The sequence below is a fragment of the Proteus sp. G2674 genome, assembly GCF_009915195.1.
Lineage (GTDB): Bacteria > Pseudomonadota > Gammaproteobacteria > Enterobacterales > Enterobacteriaceae > Proteus > Proteus mirabilis.
Map to the genome: position 1 here is coordinate 49,716 of NZ_JAABLS010000039.1, position 14,785 is coordinate 64,500.

The following is a 14,785-nucleotide window of genomic DNA, read 5'->3' on the forward strand; positions in this document are numbered from 1 at the left end:
ATACAATGAGATGTTAATATGTCAATAGAGAATGAGCAAAATAAAGAAAAGCTAATTGAATATTTTAAAAAGGAAAAAGAGAAAAAAACTAGTGTTTTTTTATCAAAAACAAGGACAGTGGCTCTATCTTTTATACCTGGAGTTAAACAGATAACGCAATTTAGAAGTGATTTGATTGAATACCTAGATGAGAGTGAAGTATTAAGGCTAGTTGAATTTTTTTATGGCATTAACTATAAAGACAACCCTCAGATGTTACAAGCTCTTGGCCCTGAGTATGCTGAGATGATTATAAATTGTGTCATGAAAGAATTGGAAAATAATAAAATTAATTATTATATTAATTTAATACTAAATATTAGTAATACAAATTATTCAGAATCAGATAGAAAAAATTTTTTATATATATTGAAGAATTTAACGAATTCATCTATTGAACTAATAAAATACTATTATATATCTAGTAAGTATGATTTAGTTGGCTATAAAAACAATGAATCTTATGAGCACTCAATTGCGAATAAAGGTATTAATTTTTTCTCTATGAACTTTAGTATCTTGAGAAATTATGGGTTAATAAATCAACCTACAACTTTTTATAGTGGGAGTGTTGTTCATCAATCGTTAATACAATTATCAGATTTGATTTTTGATAAATCAACATTAACACCTGATTATATTTATGAAAAAGAAAAGGAATTTTATGATGTTATTTTTATAAAAACTATTGAAAAAAATGGTGTTTTTCCTGATGTATTAGTGGATGGTTTAATAAAAAAAGGCACTTCTATTAAAGTATTAACTGAAAGTGAGTGGGAGGAATATAAATATATAGCTAGATTATATGTTTCAACAAGGGAATCAAAAAAAACAAATTTTAATAAAAAATATATTGAACTGTTAATAGAAGATAAAAATAAATTAAATACTAACTCATCAGATGAAAAAAACCTGAATATATGTGATATAGAATATGACTATATATCAATGGCTAACCGCTCACCAATACAGAATAAAAGATTAAAATCAATACTCGAACAAGTAGAGAATAAAATAATAGAATTGTTGAAAAAAAACTGATAAATAGCACCGCTTAAGCGGTGCATTGTTCTCATTTCTTTAATTCAGCTAAAATACATTCCACTAACGGTATTATATTTTTATTGCCTCTCATCTTTTGAACTATAAAGTTTCTCATTGCTATCAGTTCTACAAGTGGAGCTGATACATCATGACCATCGCTTTCCATCTTTGTTAAAAGTGCTTCAAGGTTTGATTTTGTAATTAACTTTTCAATCCCTTTATCGGTATTCACTACATCTGGATAGTTAGCTGGTGCAGGGTATTCATACTTCTTTTCCATGGCTAAAGTCCTCACTAATGAAAATAATTACGCAAACTATAATAATGTAAATGCATTAAAATGTTCATCTAAATGGTTAATTTAATTTTCTATTTGATAACCATTATTGCAAATATGGATATATTTTGTAGTTAAACGTATCATATCCTCATTAACACTAGAGGAGATGAGCAATGACGGTATCTACTGAACTAAGCCATGAAGAGTATGTAGGTAATGGCGTAACAACGGATTTTGATTTTCGTTTCCGTATCTTTGAAAGCAAACATTTGATTGTTGTAGTTGCTGACAGTGACGGCAATGAAACAACATTAAAGAATGGCACTGATTACACTATTGTGGGGGCTGGTTCTTATCATGGCGGTAAGGTGGTTTTAAATAAACCTTTAGCTCGAGGCTGGAAGATATTATTAGAACGTGATTTACCCGTTGTACAAGAAACTGACTTACGTAATCAAGGAAAATTCTTTGCTGAAGTACATGAAGATGCCTTTGATTATCTAACAATGTTAATTCAAAAGACATTGGGTACTTTCTCTTTAAGCTTACGTAAGCCTACCTATCTATCGAATTACTATGATGCAAAAGGAAATCGTATTGCTAATTTGGCACCACCTAAATTCGGCAGTGATAGTGCTAATAAAGACTACGTTGATAACAGTATTAAGGATATTGATAGTAAGACATTAAGGGTAAAGGATAAGCCTATACCTACATTACCATCCGCTGAACAACGCAGAAATAAACAGCTCGGCTTTGATAATGAAGGTTATCCTCAATTACTTGATCCTGCTGAAACTGGTTCGCTTGGTTATGTACTTGTTGATTCTTTTGAGAAAGGTGCGGAGATAACCACACGGTATCAGGCGTTACATTGGGAAAGTAATGGAGAATATTATCGTTGGGATGGTGATTTACCTAAATTAGTTCCTATTAACTCCACACCTGAATATACTGGAGGAGTCAACATAGGGGCTTGGATTAGTATTGGTAATTTATCTTTAAGTATTCAAGTGTCTAAAATGAGAGATAATTTAATTAAAGGATGTGTATTCCCTGAAAATATTTCAGAATATATTAAATTAGGTGATTATATATCATTTAAACATACACATGTCAGATTGGAAATTAAGGACTCTATTCAGATATATAAGTTGTCAAATAGAGCAGATGGAGAGATTATTTATATAGATAAAAGAAAAATAATAGTATCTTCTTTAGATGGAAATAAAGAAATAGTTTGCTATTTATTACCACAAAGTAATTCAGTTGTATCTATATTAGATTTTGATGAATATATAGATATTAGTGGAAGTATTCCATGTAGTGATCAAATTCAAAGTATTATAAATATGCTAAGTGTATATATAACAGGAGAAGATAATCACGGTATAACCTTATATTTCCCCAGAGGGGATTATCTTTTAGATAAACCAATAATACTACCAAAGTCAAGTGTTATACCAAGGTACGTCATTAATATTGTTGGAGATAGTATTTTATCTACCAGATTCATTCAATCTATTAACTTCCCAGAAAATCGTGGTGCTTTTGAATGGGAACAAATTAAAGGTCCTATTAACTTTCAATCTTTAAAAAATTTCACAATAAAATTAGCAAATATAATTAATGTTAAAGCTATATATTACAAACAACAAAATAAATCAAATTTACAAGATGTTCTTGATAATACATTTAGAAATTTTGAATTTAAAAATATATATATATTGGGGTCATGTGAATATCACAACGAGCTTATAAAATTGGAAGGGAATGTTAAGTATGGTAAAATTGATAACATAACTGCAGATTGCACACCTATAAATCATAAGTACGATCCTATTGTGCTTAGTTTTGATTATTCTGAATATCCTAATGATGATGGAAGTGGAATCCATTACTCTGATATATCTAATATATATGCAGCATTAAGGCGTGGTGGGTATCACACGTTAATTAAGGGAAGGCTTCACGGATGTAATTTAAAAATGTTACACAATACTAATGGAAATAAAAATAGTTCTAGCTTTCACTTTATTAATTCAGTTGGAGTTTTTGGGCAATTATTAATAAATGAAGGTAAGGGTGGAAAACAGTTTATTTTTGACAATTGTAGAGGATTTAATATTACTAACATAGCATTAGGAACCCCATTGGATCAAGGTGGTGGAATAGGAGATGGTATCACGATCAAGAATTGTAGGAACTTGTTATTTTCACATCAAAACAGAAGGAGTGGAAACCCAACTTTTTATAGCAAAGGGGTAAAAATGGTCAGTCTAGAAGGGTATAACACTTCTATTCACTTTAAAAACTGGGATGTCAATACTACACCTGAATTAGAGATTAACATACCAAAAGACAATGATGATTGTTATGCAATATGTTTCGACATTTCAAAAAATAGAGTATCTACAATTGGAAACTCTACACATCCAAATTCATTTCAGAATATTTTTAAATTTAAAGATGTAGGTGCTAATTATATTGATGCATATGGTAGTGAAAATCACATTATAAATGATGATGGGGTTATATTGTCAAATATTTTAAATGGGAAGGTCGGGCAAAAAATATTAATAATATTTAGAGCATCAAATACAACAATAAACAATACTGGAAACATTAGAAGTAAAGTTAAACAACCAGAATCTGGAGATGTAATTTGTTTTATTTATGATGGAAATTTCTGGATTCAAATTTAATTAAACAAATATTAAGATAAAGAACAAACCTATTAAATAATAGGTTTGTTTATATTTTAACTATGATATGTACCCTTTTTTATCTATTTTTTTTATCATGCAAGACACTATGATAGATATCAACATTGTTAAGGTAAAATAAATAGGTATATATATAACACTGTTGTTATTAAAACTTAAGTATTTGTTTATATAAAATATCACAAATGCATGTATTCCATAAATACCTAGTGAATATTTTGATATTGTTTTAATTATAATATTATCTTTTAGTTTACTTGATATTAGCATCATAAATAAAAATAATGATAATGCTGATATGAATACCAATGGATTAACGTAACTATACATTATGGTGTTTACTTTATTTGATGTTAAACTTAAACTATGAGTAAGGTATGCTACTAATAATGATGATATAATGAATATAGAAATAAGTAATATCTTGTTAATTAATGTGTCTTTAATTTTTGTATTTCTCAAGCATCCACCAAGTATTGTATATAAAAAATACATAATGAATATGCCATTTACCATAAATTTATTGACTATGTTTACATTTATTTCCTTGTAAATACTTATTGCATTAGAGTTAAGCAAGAAAAACAAAACAAAAAAAACAAATATAACATGTGTTGTTTTTAATTCCCTAACTTTTATTACACTTATAATCAAATATATTGGGATTAAAGTATAAAAAAACCATAAGTGATAATATGCTGGTTTCGCAATAAAGGTTAACTTTTCGTATGGTGTTCCATTTATATATAATATAACCCACGCTATCAAACTATAAAATATAAGGCTAGAAAATATTTTTATTATATTTTTCATCTTAATATTTTTTTCATTTAAGAAAAAATACCCTGACATCATAAAAAAAAGAGGAACAGCGGGTCGAGATAATGCATCAATAATATTTGCAAATTCCCAACTTAATTCACCTATAATATTTTTATTGTTTACATATGGTGCAGATGTATGTATTAACACAACCATAATACAGGCAAAAGCTCTAATGTAATCTATATAATTTACTCTTTTTTCCACTTTTAAATCTCGACTGTTATACCAAATGCTATATTGTACATTTTGGCTATAATTTCATCCATAAAATAAATTTTTATATTATTATGTTTTGGTAAATCCAAATGTGCATTTTTGGTTATCTTTTTGGTGGTGTAGTATCATGATTACTCATTAATCACTGGTACTACACTCATGCAAGAAGATGTCTATACAAAAGCTGGGATCGGCACAACTGCTTTTCTTGGTTACTTCGCAGGACTTCCAGCAGAAGTTGTTATGGGTTCACTGTTGGGAGCCATCTTCTTTACCACTGCTGCTACTGAATATAGCTTTAAACGTAGATCACTATTGGCTTTTCTAAGCTTCGTTTGTGGTCTTATATTCTTTAGCCCTGCAGCAACTATCTTTATTTCTGTTACTGGCCTTTTCGGTGTGAAACCTGAGCAATACGAAATCGAACATATCGACGCCGTAGGTGCTTTTGTTTCCGCTTTGCTTGTGGTTAAGTTAAGCGTAAAAGCATACGGAAGGGCTGATATACCGAAACAAGGAGGGCAACAATGAAATGCGAAACATTGCTCACTATTGTTAATGCCATCATCTGTACCGTCATATTTCTACGTGTGTTCTATTTTAAACGTGACGGCAGACAACACTGTAAAAAAGGTGGATGGTTAGCTTTCCTCATTCTTGCTTATTCTTCAAGCGTACCTATTCGCGCTTACTTCGATCCTAATTATCACGCTGATATCTACAACATCTTTGCCAATATCCTGATCTGCACAACGTTGTTGGTCAGTAAGGGCAATGTCATCAAGTTTATAAAGGGGTGAATATGTCAGTTTTTAAAGACGATTACGTTAACACTGGCGTAAGAGGTATCAGAAATAATAATCCGGGCAATATTCGACATGGTTCTTCTAAATGGCAAGGCCTAGCAACAGTACAAAGTGATGATAAGTTTTGTACCTTTATCAATGTTTATTATGGTGTTCGGGCATTAATGAAATTGCTTCAAACTTATAGTAAGCAAAAAGGTAAGCCTAATGTTGGTTGTGACAAAATAGATACTGTTGAAGAAATCATAGAACGATGGGCGCCATCATCTGATAACAACCATACTGAAAATTATATTAAACGAGTTTGCAAGGATACTGGCTTTGAACGTCACGAATGCTTAAACCTGTTTGATAAATCAACATCAATCAAAATGGCAAAAGCAATCATTTCTGTTGAAAATGCTCAACAACCTTATGTTGATGATGTTTTTGATAGAGCCTTTTCATTAATTTAATAATGGTGATGATTAATGAATAAAACCGTCATAGCGTTAATTGCTTTGGCTGTTTCCTTTACCGCTGGCTTTGTTGCTGGCGGTATTTATTTTGATAACCAAGCGATGAGTAAACAGATTGCAGGTAATCAATTAGATGAAAAGGATGTGGCCACAAATATTGAACTGCGTAAACACGCAGACAATGAACAGCAGAATAGGTTGGAGATATATCATGACGCACAACAGCATGATACGATACGCACAGATGCTTTGCTTGATCGTGTTCTTAATCACTTTGACAGGTTGCAGTTCTCAGCCGGTACCACGCAAACAGAAGTTGCAAGTACCGATAACACCAATACCTGCCGAATTGAGAAAGCCAAAGCCAGTGAACTTTCTCGACAACTACGAGAAACACTTGAAAGATATGGGCGTGAAGCTCAGCGTGCAGATGAAAACACCAGAACACTCAACCTTTGTATTTCAGAGCTGGAAGCAAAGGAAAAACTCATCAACTCTTACCGATGAAAAAGTAGACAGATTTTATAATGACGGTATCGGTGACGGTGTTTGTGATATCTAATTTAAATATAATTTATATTTATCAGTGAGTTAAATTACTAGAATATAATTGAGTGGGAATAAAATACCGTTTATCAGCAATAGTTGATAAAGGCTAAAAAACCAAGAGCCATCAGTAAGTTACTGGTGGCTTTTTTGTTTTCTATGGTTGGTAATGGTTGACAAGAACCGAAAAAAATGACGGTATAGGAGACGGTATCAAAAAATAAATTATAAAATTAAGACACTAAAGTAGTTATGTTGCTATTGTTAGTCCTAGTCATCATCATAATTGGCAACATTATTAAATTTAAGAGTTGTAAGGAAATACCGAGTAGCATCATCATGCATAATCAGATATTAAAAAAACTGCCACAAATAGAGCAAATGCATCAAATAAAACTACTTTATGTTGCTGAAAGTGGAAGCCGTGCTTGGGGCTTCGCATCAACGGATAGTTGATGTACGAGGTATTTTTATACGGCCTCGCAATGCATATCTTTCAATTGATAAACCTAAAGAAACATTTGAGTGGATAGAAAATAATTGGTTTGATGTAGGAGCTTGGGATATTACGAAAGCATTGCATCTATTACGTAAGTCAAATGCTATCTTATTTGAGTGGTTACAATCACCTATTGTTTATCAACAATATACTGGTATCCAAAAAGAATTATTTGAGTTGGCACAATTATATTATCAACCCCAAATCATTGTTCATCATTATAGAGGGATTGCAAAAGCCGTTAGTAGACATCATTTTGAAGAGAATCATGCAAGTAAAGCGATAGATGAGCCCATAAAATTAAAAAAATATTTCTATCTATTACGTTCACTTTTAGCTGCTTATTGGACAGTAAAAACGGGGAATATCCCACCGATGGAGCTTAATCAGTTAATAAATATATTAACCACAGATGAGCAAATAATTATTCGAGAGTTAGTGAGCTTTAAAGCAGATAAAGATGAACACTTTACTTGGCTACCAACCGATAATATGCAAAAACTGATCACTTTTTTATGGCAAGAAACAGCAACTCAATTAGAGAAACGCACCGTACCAGATAGTGAAATATTAAATAATTGGTTTAGGAAAATACTTGATGAAACTGACCATTGACAATATAAGGCCTTACCTTTTATTTGAAACAATTTCAGGTAGTCGTTCACAAAATTTGGCAACAGATAGTTCAGATACTGATATTAAAGGTGTTTTTTATCTACCTAAAGAGATGTTTTATTGCTCTGATTATGTGCCACAAGTAAGTAATAAAACTAATGATATCGTTTATTATGAATTAGGGCGATTTGTTGAATTACTGTGTGCGTCTAATCCTAATATTTTAGAATTATTAAATGCACCAGAGCATGTTGTTATTTATCGTCATCCATTATTTATGCAATTTAACCCAGAATGGTTTTTATCAAAGGAATGCGTACAGACTTTTGTGCATTATGCTCAAGGGCAAATAAAAAAAGCGCAAGGGTTAAATAAGAAGATCATGGATCCTATAGATAAAGAGTTAAAAACAATCCTTGATTTTTGTTATATCATTGAAGATGGAAAAAGCCTATTACTGAATAATTGGCTTAAAAAACGTTGTTGGGAGCAGCAAAATATCGGGTTGGTTAAAATCAACCATGCTCAAAATCTTTATGCAGTTTTTTATGATCCAAATAGTGATTATCAAGGCGTAATAAAAAAAGATAATGCCACCGATGTTTTACTAAGTAGTGTCTCTGAAACAGCCATATTACAAGCCTATCTTAGTTTTAATAAAGACGGCTACAGTACCTATTGCAAGCAGTATCATGCTTATTGGCAATGGGTCGAGGAGCGTAATGAAGCCCGCTATCAGCAAAATATTGAACATGGACGAAGTTACGATAGTAAAAATATGATGCACACTTTTAGGTTGCTTTATATTGCATTAGGAATTGCCACTGAAAAAAAAGTCAAAGTTTGGTGTGATAACAGGGATGAATTGTTAGAAATTAAATCTGGGGCTTTAAGTTATGAAACATTATTTGAGCGAAGCAAAATATTAATAGAAAAAATTGAGCAAGCTTTTCAACAAAGTCAATTACCAGAAAAAATCAATCCTCAATTAATTAAGCAAGTATTAGTGAATATTCGTAAAGAATTATATCAATAATAGAATACTATTATCCCTTACAAGGTTGTAAGGGATAAACTATTAGTTATAAATAATAAAATAAAAGTTATTTATAATCTAACATTAGGCATAAGTAATTAACTTACTAGAAGATAATCTGGATAAGCATCGGTTAATTTCATATAAATACGCTTATTTTGCGCATTTTTTCTGAAATCTTGTTTTAAACAGATCCGAGTTGCATTTTTTAACTCTGCGGGAAGATTATCACTTTCTGTAGGCGTAATAATGGAAAAACGCACTTTCTTTTTAGACCGACTTAAATTATAAGGTAAACCTAAAATACGTCTTGCGACTCTGTTTGTTTTCACAACTCACTCCTTTTTTACATGTAATATAGAGAAAGCTTGTTAATTATAACAGAAAATAACCAGGGTAAGATATCGGTTAAATTTATTCTTTAGGATAATAACCTATAAAAAACAGTTTGTTGTTGTTTTATTTTTTCGTTTGCTCATTAGCGTATTATTGTTCATTTCTTTGACTTATAAAAATTTAATAATAATTTATTGTTTATATTTTTTCTGTGAATATAAAAGTAACTTCAAAAAGAAAAGTCTTTAAAAATGATTTAGCAGTTAAATAGTAATTAATCTTAATATTTTACTTTGTTTATTTGTCTCATTATTGAGATTATAAGTATTGTTTTATTTACAAAATTCTATCATTTTTATCACAAATAAGATGAAATAGCATGATAATGCAATGATATAATCATTAATTTAGGCTTTGATGTATCCATTCTAGATAACCATGAAACCCATTTTCTATAGGGACAATAATGACTTCTGGTGTATCGTAAGGGTGCATTTTTACTAGTGTATCAATCAAAATCTGTTGTTTTGAACTCTCGCTTTTGATCATCATAAGTGCCTCATTATCTTCAACAATTTCATTATTCCAATGATAGATAGATTTGATATTAGGAAGGACGTTAATACAAGCTGCAAGCTTTGCCTGTATAAGATGGTGAGCTATTTCATGGGCGACAGTTTCATTAGGAGCTGTTGAATAAGCGATAATCATATTTTTCCTCTGTATTAATGAGTCTATGGTTAATTTGTTATAGGGTAATTAACTTTAATATCATCAAAATAAAACTTTTTAAAACTTAACGCTAAGATTTCTCTTTTTAACCGAATAAAAACATATTTTCAAAAAAAACTTTCTCGATATGAGATAATTACGGCATTATTAAGTGGATTTTACATATTTTGAGTTTCTTTTTGTAAAGAAAAACACCCATTTGCCGATATTAGTAGTTGTTAAATGAAATGTATCTAATTGTGTTATAAGAACATATTCAACAAAAATTGTTATTACCTTCTGCAATATCGTAAATATAAAATAAATTAATTATTAATAAGATTTATAAAAAATAGTGGGGTTTAAAATGGATAATAATTCGCTAAAAAATGCGAGTTTATTTGATAATGATCCCGTTCTTTATGCTGCATGGCTTTACTATCAGGACGGACTCAGTCAAAGTGAAGTTGCAAATATTATGAGCGTTTCTCGAGTGACTGTTGTGAAGTATTTACATCTCGCGAGAGAAAAAGGTTTCGTTAATATAAGCTTGGATTCATCAGTATTTTCTACGATTGATTATTCAATCAGAATAAAAGCAAAATTTAATCTTAATAATGTGCTTATTTTACCTGATGAAGAAAAGAATAAATCGCAACAAACATCAAATATGAATCGAGAAAGATTAGCTAAAGCAGGGGCTATGTATCTTTCTCAGATAATCAGCAATGATGATATTTTAGGCGTAGCTTGGGGAAGAACAATCCATAAACTAGGGCACTATCTCCCCACTAAAATACTAGAAAATGTCACTGTGTTACAAATGATTGGGGCTGTAGCTCCACAACCTGATTTTACTACTGCGGAATCTGCCGCTTTGATCGCCAATAAGTTTTCAGGTTGCAGTATTAATTTGCATGTGCCGGCTGTAGTGTCAAATGCGCGTTTGGCAATGGAGCTACAAGCAGAACCCATAATACGGCGTAATTTCTCTGCTTTAAATCAATGTAATAAAGCTTTGTTTGTAGTGGGTAATACTCAAGATGACAATCCTTTGATTACAACAGGCGTACTCACCACAAATGAGATGGCACAATATCGCGATTTAGGTGCTGTTGGTGTCATTTGTGGTCGATTCTATGATGCACAAGGTAATCCTCTGCTTTCTGATATCGACCTTAGAATTATGGGAATTAGTCTTGCACAGTTAAGACAGATCCCACAGCGTATTTTTATTGCTGGAGGCGTTGAAAATGTTGCTGCAACCATAGGCGCAATAAAAGGGGGATATGCTACAGATATTGTCATCGATGAAGTGACGGCATTAGCATTATTGGAATTGAGTATTTAATAGTGAGATCCTCGTTTAAACGAGGATTTGTTATTAATATCGCTGTTATTATTCATCTAGATCGCTTATCAAAATATGAGTGATTATGTATTTTTATTCTAGGTACAGAGTGATAAAAGTATCTTAATAAATAAATTAGAGATGAAAAGTAAAATGATAGCTTGCTAACACTTTGCTGTTTTTTTCTTACTAAGATCTTGCCTTAATTTCTCATATCTATCATTATATAAAAAATTATATAACGATATTGTGTTTGAGGATGTTATGAAACGCCAAGTTTTGGTAGGTTTAGGTTTTGCGCTAGGATTATTTTGCCATAATAGCTTTGCTGTAGAGCTTCATCTTTATGCTGGCGCAGGATTAAAACAGCCTGTAGAGCAAGTTGTTGGTCTATTTGAAAAAGAAACCGGCAATACAGTGACTATCGAATATGGCGGTTCAGGCCAAATTCTTACACGCTTTAATCTCACTCAACAAGGTGATCTGTTTTTTCCTGGCTCTCAAGAGTATGTAGAGAAGTTAGCGAAACAAAATCAGGTGGTTAGCCAATATCCTATTGTGCGTCATATTCCTGTTATTGCTGTCAGAAAAGATAAAATCGGTGAGATCAAAACTATCACAGATTTTGCAAATAGTTCATTGAAATTAGGTATGGGAGATGCAAAAGCAATTGCATTAGGTAAAAGCGGTGAACAATTAATCGAAGCGTCAGGCCAAGGTGAGCAGTTACGAAATAAAGTGGTTGTTCGTACAGCAACCATTAAACAGTTACTTATGTATTTATTAAATGGTGAGGTTGATGCTGCCATTATTGGTTACGCTGATGCAATGAAAAATCAAGATAAATTAGTTTTATTACCCATACCTGAAGGAAGCCCCGAAGAAATTGCGACACTAGCGGTGTTAAAAACCTCAACAAACCCCACACAAGCACAACAATTGGCTGATTATTTTTCTCGTCCCGAAGGAATAAAGGCTTTTACTGATTATGGTTTTCTACCTGTTATTTCAAAACCATAGATTTTTCTCACATTATTTGTATTTTTGCCACCGGCTCACAGGTGGCTTTTTTCATTTTTACAATAAATGTCATCAGTAAATTAAGAGAAGGCTTCACTGTGTATCGTTGGGCACTAATACCACTTTTATTATTATTATTTTTGATATTGGGATCACTTATTGCATTAATTTGCCAACTCTCTTATCACGAACTCACCATGGTTATTACTGATGCTGAATTTCATTTTGCCGTATTGATGTCACTGAGCACCGCGTTAACATCATTGTGTTTAGCCGTGCTCTTAGCTGTACCTGCAGCTTGGGTGATGGCAAGATCGTCATTTAAAGGACAGCGTTTTATTGATGCGTTACTCGATTTACCCTTAGTCACGCCTCCTTTGGTAATAGGTATTGGATTATTATTATTGTTAGGTCATCAAGGGCCTTTAACAGGGGTTTTCCCTCAATTATCTCGTGCCCTTTTTTCTCCCTTGGGGATTATTATTGCTCAAACATATGTGGCAAGTGCAATCATTATGCGTAATAGCCTTGCGGCGTTTAAATCCATTGATCCTGCTTATATTCAAACCGCACAGAATTTAGGATTAACACCAACAAAAACGCTTATTTTGGTTGAGATCCCACTTTGTTGGTCTGTATTAATCAGTGGTTGTATTGTGGCTTTTTCTCGAGCATTAGGGGAGTTTGGGGCAACATTAATGTTGGCAGGGGCCACTCGATTAAAAACAGAAACCTTACCAATGGCAATCTATTTAAATATAGCGAGTGGTGATTTCTCGCTTGCGATAGGTTGCGCTTTAGTACTGATAGCAATTGCAATTACTCTATTGTTTGCTTTACACCGTTTACAGCGTGATAGGAAATTAGCATGTTAACCATTCACTCGTTAACTACCGGTATTTTAACCGAGGTTTCATTACACCTAGAGCAAGGGTGTTGTTTAGGGATCAGTGGTTCATCAGGTAGCGGCAAAACAACGTTACTCAATGCTATTGCCGGTTATACCGGCTATACAGGGGATATTGTTTTAGCTAACCAAAATATGAATAAATTACCTGTTTGGCAGCGCCCCTGTCGTTATTTAAATCAGCGTCTTTATTTATTCCCTTTTCTCACTGTAAAGCAAAATTTATGGCTGGCACAATATGCGGCTAAGCAAAAGCGCAGTAAAGAAAAAGAGATAGCGTTACTTGAACAGATGGGAATTGCTCATTTAGCAACACGTTATCCATCTCAAATATCAGGGGGAGAGCAGCAACGAGTTGCATTAGCAAGAGCACTCATTAGCCAACCCAAACTGTTATTAATGGATGAACCCTTTTCAAGTTTGGATTGGGAAACACGTTATCAGCTTTGGGAGCTTATTATCTCATTAAAAAAACAGCAGATAACGATGATAATAGTCACTCATGAGCCTCGTGAATTGCAAGCATTAGCAGATAAAACGCTGTTATTATCTAATGGGAAAATTGTGCAAGAAAGTAAAAACTAAAATAAAAATATGCAGATGATCACCAAGCCATCACAGACCAGTGAATAACGCGTCCCATAATTTTAACGGAATCAATTTCTGCAAATTCATCAGGAAATTCATCTTTATTGTAGCTACGAATAATTAATTTTCCGCCTGGCTGACGGTAGAGTAATTTTATTCTAAATAATGAATCTTGTTCGATAGCATAAATACCGCCATCCACAATCCGCGTATTACCTGTATCAACGGTCACTGTTGAACCATTTGGAATAACCGGAGACATACTATCACCATAGACGGAAAAACAGATCACATTTTGTGGTGAAGCGCCATAGCGGCGTAGTGTGCTTTTGGAGAATCTCAATTTATAACCATTATGATCTTCGTTAGTACAGCAGCCATCACCAGCGGCAAGTTCAATACTTTTAAAATAACGGATCTCGACTTCATCAGCATTGAGAGGGGTATCGTTATCCCATTCACTGACTGAATGCCATTCATCTTGGGGAGGAATTTCAGAAGCGTGTGTTTGTTTATTATCCCCTTCGAGCAACCACGATAATTCACAATTTAACGCTTTTGCTAATTCAGGTAAAAAACGAGGGCGTTTGGTTTTGCCACTCTCAAGCTGTTCAATTGATTGTTGCGTTGTACCAGCCAAGGTAGCAAGCTCAGACTGTGTTAAACCTAACGCAATACGTTTGTCTTTGGTGCGTTTTGCAATAGACATGAGTGACTCCTAATACGTGTCCTTACATATTTTAAGTATAAAGAGTATACCGTAACTAGAAAACAAATTAAAT

Annotated in this window: 16 protein-coding genes and 1 pseudogene; 12 read left to right on the forward strand and 5 right to left on the reverse strand. The window is 32.6% G+C overall.

Features of this window, described 5'->3' with window-relative positions; translation table 11 throughout:
* The first annotated feature begins 18 nt into the window (after positions 1-18).
* Entirely contained in the window at positions 19-1,080 is a 1,062-nt protein-coding gene (locus GWI58_RS15595) for a hypothetical protein (RefSeq protein ID WP_161769340.1), read from the forward strand.
* Positions 1,081-1,111: 31 nt separating this feature from the next.
* On the opposite strand, the gene GWI58_RS15600 is transcribed toward GWI58_RS15595, so the two are convergent.
* Positions 1,112-1,363, reverse strand: coding sequence for a hypothetical protein (locus GWI58_RS15600; RefSeq protein ID WP_070486757.1), 252 nt, complete (start codon positions 1,361-1,363; stop codon positions 1,112-1,114).
* Positions 1,364-1,536: 173 nt separating this feature from the next.
* Between GWI58_RS15600 and GWI58_RS15605 the strand changes: the two genes are divergently transcribed.
* On the forward strand, positions 1,537-4,068 hold the full coding sequence (locus GWI58_RS15605) for a glycosyl hydrolase family 28-related protein (RefSeq protein ID WP_161769341.1): 2,532 nt from the start codon (positions 1,537-1,539) through the stop codon (positions 4,066-4,068).
* A 60-nt stretch (positions 4,069-4,128) separates the two neighbouring features.
* On the opposite strand, the gene GWI58_RS15610 is transcribed toward GWI58_RS15605, so the two are convergent.
* A complete protein-coding gene (locus tag GWI58_RS15610) occupies positions 4,129-5,118 on the reverse strand; it encodes an acyltransferase (protein ID WP_161769342.1) in 990 nt (329 codons plus the stop codon).
* Between the two features lie 171 nt (positions 5,119-5,289).
* Here GWI58_RS15610 and GWI58_RS15615 point away from each other — a divergent pair, with 171 nt between their 5' ends.
* The 6 genes and pseudogenes from GWI58_RS15615 (at position 5,290) to GWI58_RS15640 (ending at position 9,090) form a co-directional block, all read left to right on the forward strand.
* The gene (locus tag GWI58_RS15615) at positions 5,290-5,661 is read left to right on the forward strand and encodes a putative holin (RefSeq protein WP_075674257.1); all 372 of its coding nucleotides are present in this window, start codon (positions 5,290-5,292) and stop codon (positions 5,659-5,661) included.
* A complete protein-coding gene (locus tag GWI58_RS15620; RefSeq protein WP_004243326.1) occupies positions 5,658-5,930 on the forward strand; it encodes a phage holin family protein in 273 nt (90 codons plus the stop codon). Before GWI58_RS15615 ends, GWI58_RS15620 begins: the two co-directional genes overlap by 4 nt.
* Before the next feature lie 2 nt (positions 5,931-5,932).
* Positions 5,933-6,391, forward strand: a complete 459-nt coding sequence (locus GWI58_RS15625) for a structural protein (RefSeq protein ID WP_161735175.1) — start codon at positions 5,933-5,935, stop codon at positions 6,389-6,391.
* Positions 6,392-6,406: 15 nt separating this feature from the next.
* Complete coding sequence (locus GWI58_RS15630; RefSeq protein ID WP_161769343.1) at positions 6,407-6,901, forward strand: hypothetical protein; 495 nt, start codon at positions 6,407-6,409, stop codon at positions 6,899-6,901.
* A gap of 420 nt (positions 6,902-7,321) precedes the next feature.
* A pseudogene (locus GWI58_RS15635) lies at positions 7,322-8,054 on the forward strand (nucleotidyltransferase domain-containing protein).
* Positions 8,038-9,090, forward strand: a complete 1,053-nt coding sequence (locus tag GWI58_RS15640; RefSeq protein WP_161769344.1) for a DNA polymerase beta superfamily protein — start codon at positions 8,038-8,040, stop codon at positions 9,088-9,090. Before GWI58_RS15635 ends, GWI58_RS15640 begins: the two are co-directional and overlap by 17 nt.
* 98 nt (positions 9,091-9,188) lie before the next feature.
* Here GWI58_RS15640 and sra read toward each other — a convergent pair whose 3' ends face one another.
* Together sra and cutA are read right to left on the reverse strand one after the other, a co-directional pair.
* Positions 9,189-9,422 (reverse strand): stationary-phase-induced ribosome-associated protein, encoded by a 234-nt coding sequence (sra, locus tag GWI58_RS15645; RefSeq protein ID WP_004243316.1) that lies wholly within the window; start codon positions 9,420-9,422, stop codon positions 9,189-9,191.
* Between the two features lie 406 nt (positions 9,423-9,828).
* Complete coding sequence (gene cutA, locus GWI58_RS15650) at positions 9,829-10,137, reverse strand: divalent-cation tolerance protein CutA (RefSeq protein ID WP_161769345.1); 309 nt, start codon at positions 10,135-10,137, stop codon at positions 9,829-9,831.
* Between the two features lie 367 nt (positions 10,138-10,504).
* Between cutA and GWI58_RS15655 the strand changes: the two genes are divergently transcribed.
* From GWI58_RS15655 to GWI58_RS15670, 4 genes are all read left to right on the forward strand, one after another.
* Positions 10,505-11,488, forward strand: coding sequence for a sugar-binding transcriptional regulator (locus GWI58_RS15655; protein ID WP_161769346.1), 984 nt, complete (start codon positions 10,505-10,507; stop codon positions 11,486-11,488).
* Positions 11,489-11,752: 264 nt separating this feature from the next.
* Positions 11,753-12,508: a molybdate ABC transporter substrate-binding protein gene (gene modA / locus GWI58_RS15660; RefSeq protein WP_161769347.1), complete on the forward strand. Its 756-nt coding sequence runs from the start codon at positions 11,753-11,755 to the stop codon at positions 12,506-12,508.
* A 98-nt stretch (positions 12,509-12,606) separates the two neighbouring features.
* On the forward strand, positions 12,607-13,383 hold the full coding sequence (locus GWI58_RS15665; protein WP_161769348.1) for an ABC transporter permease: 777 nt from the start codon (positions 12,607-12,609) through the stop codon (positions 13,381-13,383).
* Positions 13,377-14,000 (forward strand): ABC transporter ATP-binding protein, encoded by a 624-nt coding sequence (locus GWI58_RS15670; RefSeq protein WP_012368025.1) that lies wholly within the window; start codon positions 13,377-13,379, stop codon positions 13,998-14,000. Before GWI58_RS15665 ends, GWI58_RS15670 begins: the two co-directional genes overlap by 7 nt.
* Before the next feature lie 19 nt (positions 14,001-14,019).
* Here the strand turns inward: GWI58_RS15670 and GWI58_RS15675 are convergent, their stop codons facing one another.
* On the reverse strand, positions 14,020-14,712 hold the full coding sequence (locus tag GWI58_RS15675; RefSeq protein WP_004243309.1) for an XRE family transcriptional regulator: 693 nt from the start codon (positions 14,710-14,712) through the stop codon (positions 14,020-14,022).
* Between the last annotated feature and the right edge of the window lie 73 nt (positions 14,713-14,785).

Coding starts and splice junctions, on each gene's coding strand:
- GWI58_RS15605 (WP_161769341.1), top strand. CDS start 1,537: ATGACGGTATCTACTGAACTAAGCCATGAAGAGTATGTAGGTAATGGC.
- GWI58_RS15625 (WP_161735175.1), top strand. CDS start 5,933: ATGTCAGTTTTTAAAGACGATTACGTTAACACTGGCGTAAGAGGTATC.
- GWI58_RS15675 (WP_004243309.1), bottom strand. CDS start 14,712: ATGTCTATTGCAAAACGCACCAAAGACAAACGTATTGCGTTAGGTTTA.
- GWI58_RS15620 (WP_004243326.1), top strand. CDS start 5,658: ATGAAATGCGAAACATTGCTCACTATTGTTAATGCCATCATCTGTACC.
- GWI58_RS15670 (WP_012368025.1), top strand. CDS start 13,377: ATGTTAACCATTCACTCGTTAACTACCGGTATTTTAACCGAGGTTTCA.
- modA (WP_161769347.1), top strand. CDS start 11,753: ATGAAACGCCAAGTTTTGGTAGGTTTAGGTTTTGCGCTAGGATTATTT.
- cutA (WP_161769345.1), bottom strand. CDS start 10,137: ATGATTATCGCTTATTCAACAGCTCCTAATGAAACTGTCGCCCATGAA.
- GWI58_RS15600 (WP_070486757.1), bottom strand. CDS start 1,363: ATGGAAAAGAAGTATGAATACCCTGCACCAGCTAACTATCCAGATGTA.
- GWI58_RS15640 (WP_161769344.1), top strand. CDS start 8,038: ATGAAACTGACCATTGACAATATAAGGCCTTACCTTTTATTTGAAACA.
- GWI58_RS15630 (WP_161769343.1), top strand. CDS start 6,407: ATGAATAAAACCGTCATAGCGTTAATTGCTTTGGCTGTTTCCTTTACC.
- GWI58_RS15655 (WP_161769346.1), top strand. CDS start 10,505: ATGGATAATAATTCGCTAAAAAATGCGAGTTTATTTGATAATGATCCC.
- GWI58_RS15595 (WP_161769340.1), top strand. CDS start 19: ATGTCAATAGAGAATGAGCAAAATAAAGAAAAGCTAATTGAATATTTT.
- GWI58_RS15615 (WP_075674257.1), top strand. CDS start 5,290: ATGCAAGAAGATGTCTATACAAAAGCTGGGATCGGCACAACTGCTTTT.